This is a genomic window from Chitinophaga sp., assembly GCF_035564935.1.
Classification (GTDB): Bacteria; Bacteroidota; Bacteroidia; order Chitinophagales; family Chitinophagaceae; genus Chitinophaga.
Map to the genome: position 1 here is coordinate 1 of NZ_DATMTE010000737.1, position 5,954 is coordinate 5,954.

7 protein-coding genes are annotated in these 5,954 nt (G+C 47.0%); all 7 read right to left on the bottom strand.

The features are described from left to right. On the bottom strand, nt 1-375 hold a 375-nt coding region (locus VN105_RS19075), incomplete at its 3' end, for a DUF3995 domain-containing protein (RefSeq protein WP_325643138.1). A 43-nt stretch (nt 376-418) separates the two neighbouring features. Next, complete coding sequence (locus VN105_RS19080) at nt 419-1,207, bottom strand: sterol desaturase family protein (protein ID WP_325643140.1); 789 nt, start codon at nt 1,205-1,207, stop codon at nt 419-421. 90 nt (nt 1,208-1,297) lie between these two features. Next, nucleotides 1,298-1,894: a Crp/Fnr family transcriptional regulator gene (locus VN105_RS19085; protein ID WP_325643142.1), complete on the bottom strand. Its 597-nt coding sequence runs from the start codon at nt 1,892-1,894 to the stop codon at nt 1,298-1,300. Between the two features lie 56 nt (nt 1,895-1,950). Continuing rightward, the gene (locus VN105_RS19090) at nt 1,951-2,349 is read right to left on the bottom strand and encodes a hypothetical protein (RefSeq protein WP_325643144.1); all 399 of its coding nucleotides are present in this window, start codon (nt 2,347-2,349) and stop codon (nt 1,951-1,953) included. Nucleotides 2,350-2,373: 24 nt separating this feature from the next. Continuing rightward, a complete protein-coding gene (locus VN105_RS19095; protein ID WP_325643145.1) occupies nt 2,374-3,963 on the bottom strand; it encodes a beta-carotene 15,15'-monooxygenase in 1,590 nt (529 codons plus the stop codon). Beyond that, nucleotides 3,956-5,020 carry an HlyD family secretion protein gene (locus tag VN105_RS19100; RefSeq protein ID WP_325643147.1) on the bottom strand — a complete coding sequence of 355 codons (1,065 nt, stop codon included), beginning with the start codon at nt 5,018-5,020 and terminating at the stop codon, nt 3,956-3,958. Before VN105_RS19100 ends, VN105_RS19095 begins: the two co-directional genes overlap by 8 nt. A 3-nt stretch (nt 5,021-5,023) precedes the next feature. Beyond that, nucleotides 5,024-5,954: TolC family protein (locus VN105_RS19105; RefSeq protein WP_325643148.1), on the bottom strand; the 931-nt coding region annotated here is incomplete at its 5' end.

The following is a 5,954-nucleotide window of genomic DNA, read 5'->3' on the forward strand; positions in this document are numbered from 1 at the left end:
GGGCGAGAACAGCTTCGTATCCATGCGGGCAAACTTCGTGGCGCTTATCTTCTTAAAAAAACCTACATACTTAAAATCACCTGTGGCGCGTAGGAAAAATACGATCATCATGGCTATCACTGCATAATGCAACCATTTCACAGGTACCAGGAAAGGTAACCAGCCTGCGTACTGCCACAGTAGCCAGGTGGCAAACATAAAAATAAGAAACACTGTCAAACAGGCGCCCATACCAGGGTGCAGCATCTTCCTGCCGTTGGGGTCCGTAGGAATTACCGCCTCTTCCCCCCATTTGCCGCCAAATGCCCAGTAGCAATGAATACCTCCTAAAAACAGGAAGATAACGCTCAATATAGTAACAATCAAACAAGTCATGAGCCCAAAGGTAACAAGGAAGCTCCAATGATAAAATGCTTTCCTACCGCTCAAAGGAAAACTGTTCTTTCCCGAACCTCCGCTCCTGCAACTCATCATACTCCTTCACATAATCCGGATGCTCGGTGCCCATCACCCGGTCCCATACCCGGAAATACAACCCGTAATTCCCACGGAATTTTTTATGGTGCAGGTTGTGGTGAACGGAGGTATTCACCACCTCAAACAACCAGGTATGCCTGAATTTCCGCGGCATCAGCTCATATCCCAGGTGGCCGTATACATTGATAATAAAACCCGACACCGTAAACAACAATATGGTGAGCGGGTGCACAGGCATTACACCCGCGATAACCACCAATACGCCTCCTTCCGCCACCGCTTCCAGGAAGTGAAAACTATAAGAAGTCCAGGGGGAAGGGTTGATACTTTGGTGATGTACCAAGTGTGCGCGTTTAAACAACCGCTTATGATGCAGCAAACGATGCATCCAATAAAAATAGGTATCGTGTATCACCAGGCTCAGTACCAGGCTTACGCCAATGTACCACAGCGGGAAATCGTGAATATCGGTATAGATCATGGTATACTGCCGTACAGGTGTGAACAGCAGCATAATAATGATCAAGGTAAATACCAGTGTACTTTGCATGGAATACCAGATCTCACGTAGAAAATCCTTTTTCGAAGCCAGCCGCTGCTGGATCTTAAAATGCTTAAACCGGCCGGGTAGCAGGCTATAAAATAACAGGAAGGGAATACCCGCCAATACAAAATACCGGAGGGCAGTCATACTAAAGATCTTCACCGTTGCTTCAATGATTGGTTCCATATCTCTGGGAAATTTATCTCCCAAAATTAAAAAACCGGTATGGCAGGTATGGTTAACAAAAGATAATTTCGTGCATTAACAAAGGATAATTTATCCTTTATCCTTATCAAGCATCCGCTTACGGATACGGCTCAACGATACCGGCGTGATACCCAGCATAGAAGCAATATACTTATCAGGCACACGGTTCACCAGGTCGAAACGTTCAGCAAGCAGGTTGCGGTACCGCTCTTCCGGCGACAGGGTAACGAAGGACTCCAGCATGTTGAGAGATTCCGATAACATGCGCATCAGGAAAAAGTTGCGTAAGGGCTCGTACTCGGGATGCGTTTTCAGCACAGCTTCCAGCACATCATAGTCTATTTCCAGCAGTGTAACAGGTTCCAGGGCCCGGTAAATAAAACGGGAGGGCTTCCGCTGTATGATAGCGTCGTGCGAAGCAATGAACTGCTTTTCCCAACGTAAAAAAAGCGTAGCCTCGTCACCGTTATCCTTAATAGTGTAAGCCCGCATAACGCCCTGTTCTATGTAGGCCAGGCGGCGTTCTGTATCACCGGCACGGATATACGTTTCGTTGGCAGCCAGTTGTACCTGCCGCGTCATGGCAAATAAAGGCGCCGTGTCTGCCGGCAGCACGCCTGCCAGTTCAAACAACAGCTGCTGTAATGTAGTAATGGATACGCTCATATTGGTTTCTGCAAGCGCTAATGTAAGGTTATTTCCTTATTTGCGGCATCACTCCCCTACTCCCAGCTACCCAGGATAGATACATTCAGGTCATCGCTCTTCACTTCCATATCTATTGGAAAAATGATCTTGTACTCATCCATATTTACATTACATGCGCCCATCTTCCCGGTAGAATCACCCCATAATTCAATATGATAGCCTTTCCGGTACAGCTGCCATTTCACTACCGGGCTAACAGCAAAGGTAGCCGGCAGCGTGAGCTGCGCGGGATAGGAACGGGTAACGGCCAACGTATCTCCCGGGTGGCTGATATCAAGTACTTTAAGAAAAAGATGCTCTGCTGTATTGGCGGGCATTTTATACGAATTGAGCTTAATGGCTTTCAATGTAAATTCTTTATTGTCCTTATTACAGGACAACAGCAATAAAGCAAACAATAATAAGTATCTCATCTCAGTAATTTAAAAACAACAGATCTATGCAGGAGAAAGCCGTCCTGACCGCAGGTACACCACCGTTCTGTTCAGGTACGGGAATAAAGCGATCAGCAGCAATATAGCTACCAGCAGTAGTGACATTCCTTCGTAGTAGTCCATCGCAAAGCGAAGCTGCCCCTGCCCGTTCACGGCATTCACCAGCAACTTGTTCGCGGCCCTGCCCGACGGGCCCGGCGCCATTCCACGGGTCAGCAGGTAACGGGCCTGTGTGGCAACCGTTTGCTTTACGCCGGGGTCCACCCGGGTAAGATGATCCTGGAACGCGTTGTAGTGACGGCTCTTTTCATACAACTCAAAAAAATTGATGATACCAATGCTCACACAAAAGCCCAGGTAACGCACCGCCAAACAAACAGCTGATGCAGATGCTCCCATGGATACCGGCACAGAAGAAATGGAATAAACAATAGTGGGCACCATAATAAGTCCTACGCCAAGGCCCTGTATAAACAAAGGGATATAATAATTGAACACATTGGCCTGTACATCAAAAAGAAAATACATGCTCACATGAAATGCCAGCAGTAAAATAAACCCTGGCATCCAAATGTAGCGGATGCGCCGCTGCTGGAGGATCATGCAGCAGGCTATAATAACGCCGGTCACTATCCCTGCAAGATTAAACAGATTAATATAGGATACATGCATGGGATCGAAACGCAGCACACCGGCAAAAAAATTGTTGGTGATACCTGAAGCGAACCTGCAGATGTACATCATAAAAAGCACCAGCAATCCCACCTTAAAATTGCGGAACCTGAAAATGCGCAGGTCCATATAAGGATGCTTCATACTTCTTTGCCGGAAAAGATAAATGGCTAAAAGTACAACGATGCCTATAACACTGTACCGTATCCGCGGGTCTTCCAGCCAATAGTACTCCTGCCCGTAGATCATGATATACCCCACCAGGCAAAGCGCAATACTGTAAAGACCAAAGCTTTGCCAGTCCAGTTTGTACAACGGGAAGCGCACATCCGGCCTTACGTTATTCATGCTGAGCAATAACAGGCAAAGACAGGGCAGGTAAGAAAACAACGCCCCCTTGTAAACAATATTGAAGTTCCAGGAGTCTATCAGATCTGCGGTTACAAAATTGTTGAATGGAATGGCGCATAGCAGTAAGCCGAAGAATACAGAAAAGCTCACTTCCCTTGCGCGCTCCGTACGCAACCTGGTAAACATGAGGGAAAGCGACAGGTTCACCGTACAGGAAAACAGCATTCCCTGGATAAATCTCACTGGAAAAAAAATATACAGTTCATGCGTATGATAGCAAACCAGGCTGGTTAATATCTGCAGGAAAGTAAACAGGATGAAATACTCCCTTGATGCCAGGTAAAGAAAAAAGCGCCGTTCCAGGCTGTAAAACCCAACATAGCCGGCATAGAACAATGCTACCGAAAACTGGACATCCGCCGGCTCGCTGCCGTAGTAACCTGCAGCTGCATTGATGTTGGACAACGGCAGGAAAAAAAGCACGATGCTTGGCAGCAGTAAGGAAAAGAGGATCACCTTTATCAGCCAGCCCGGGGCCCACGACTTAAATACAGGAATGGCGTTATCCACGGCGTTGGGCTTTGGGCACATAAACATTTACATTCATTCCCACCTTCAGCACATCAATATCTTTCCGGTCGCCATCTACGCGGATACGCACGGGGATACGCTGCACAATTTTCACATAGTTGCCCGTGGAGTTATCGGGTGGCAGCAATGAAAAGCTGGAACCGGTAGCGGGCGATAATGATATGATAGTTCCTTTGAACGGATGCTCCGGGTATGCATCGGCCACTATCTTAACGGAGTCGCCTATACGCATATGGGCAATCTGTGTTTCTTTATAATTGGCCACTACCCATTTATCGGTTTCATTGTTTACAATATAGGCCAGTATCTCACCGGCGTTGATCATCTGTCCTGTTTCCACGGTACGGCGCCCCATCCGTCCATCGTAGGAGGCGGTGATCACGGTGTAGCTTACGTCCAGTTTGTGCCGGTCCAGCAGGGCTTTCAGCCGGGCTATTTCCGCCGCCACTACCCGCTTCTCTGCATGGATATCGCCAATGCGGGAAAGCGCCGCTCCGTAGTTGTCCTGCGACGACTGGTAATCGCTGGTATTTACATCCAGTGTAGCCTGCATGTTTTCCAGCTGTTGTTTGGTGGCTGATTCTTCATTATAAAGCTGGTTGTAACGCTGATAATCCAGCTGTTGTTTCCACATTTTCGCTTTTGCTGCCGTGATCTGCGCCTCCGATGCGTTGGCCATTTTTTCCAGTGTATGGATATTGCTTTCCAGTACTTCCATCCGGGCCTCCGCCTTCTGAAGGGAAGCTGCTGTTTGCGCCTGTTGCAGGATATATTCCCGGTCGTCGATCAGCAGGAGTGTATCTCCTTTTTTCACCTGTTGGTTCTCTTCAAATTTCACGGCTACAATAAAGCCGCCGGCCCTTGATATTACAGGATTCACATACTCCTGTACCTGCGCGTCATTGGTTTGTTCATAAACATAATATTCCCATATGGTATAAACGCCCCAGCAAAGGAGCAAGAGAATAATGATCCCTGCCATCCAGCCCGTAATGCGGGTGATCAGCCTGTCGGTAACGGTGTATTTCTTTTTCATTGGTTAAAGAACGCCTGTGATATGCTGTAGAAGATAAAATTTATTTTGTGCTGCAATTTTTGCCGATGCCAGTTCAAACCGTGTTTGAAGCACCTGTATATCGGCATCGAGTAAGTCGGTGATTAACGACGTCTGATTAAAATACGTGTGCCTGATAATGCGGGCGTTTTCCTGCGCCTGCGCTACGTTCACTTCCGACACGCCAATTTGTATAGTGGCCTCTTTGTAACGGAGAAAAGCTTCCTTCACCTGTTGGCGTACTTTATCTTCTGTATCTTTGTGCGCTTCTTCTTCTTTCTCCAGTTCCAGTTTGGCGGCTCTTACTTTATGTATATTGTGATAGATCGCCGATATAGGAAAAGACGCTTTCAAACCGGCTACTCCAAGCGAGTACCAGTAAGGATTATACGGATAAAGGAATATCTGCGGGTTAGCATAATAAAAGTCGCTGTACATACCTGCTTTGGGACGCACATTCGCTTTTACCTGTTTTAAATGTATTTCACTCAGCCTGGTTTGCTGTTCAGAAATATGATAAGGGAAAGAGTGTTCCAGCGCTGTGGCCAGGTATTCTTCGTAAGCGCCGCTATTGCCCGGACCTGTTTCCGGATCGGCAGGAAAAAGTATCCTGTCGTCCGGCTCACCGAGAATGATATTTAGTTTCTGTGTAGCAATCAGTATATCATTTTCTATGGTTACCAGGGTCATTTTTCTTCTTGAAAGATCCAGTTCCACGCGGAGTACATCGCTTTTCAGCACGGTACCGTTCCTGTGAAAGGCTTTGATCTCTTTCAGTTGTTTTTCCTGGTCGGCAATATCTGCTGTAATAAGGTTTCTGAAAATAAACGCCTTTTGAAGATCCAGGTATAAAGCGGCTGTTTTATAATGGATAGCAGAAACGGATTCATCTTCCCGGATGGAGCTAAGCTGGTGA

What these genes read in the sequence shown, in the direction of transcription:
- VN105_RS19080 (WP_325643140.1), bottom strand. Translation starts at nt 1,207, where the DNA reads ATGGAACCAATCATTGAAGCAACGGTGAAGATCTTTAGTATGACTGCC.
- VN105_RS19085 (WP_325643142.1), bottom strand. Translation starts at nt 1,894, where the DNA reads ATGAGCGTATCCATTACTACATTACAGCAGCTGTTGTTTGAACTGGCA.
- VN105_RS19090 (WP_325643144.1), bottom strand. Translation starts at nt 2,349, where the DNA reads ATGAGATACTTATTATTGTTTGCTTTATTGCTGTTGTCCTGTAATAAG.
- VN105_RS19100 (WP_325643147.1), bottom strand. Translation starts at nt 5,020, where the DNA reads ATGAAAAAGAAATACACCGTTACCGACAGGCTGATCACCCGCATTACG.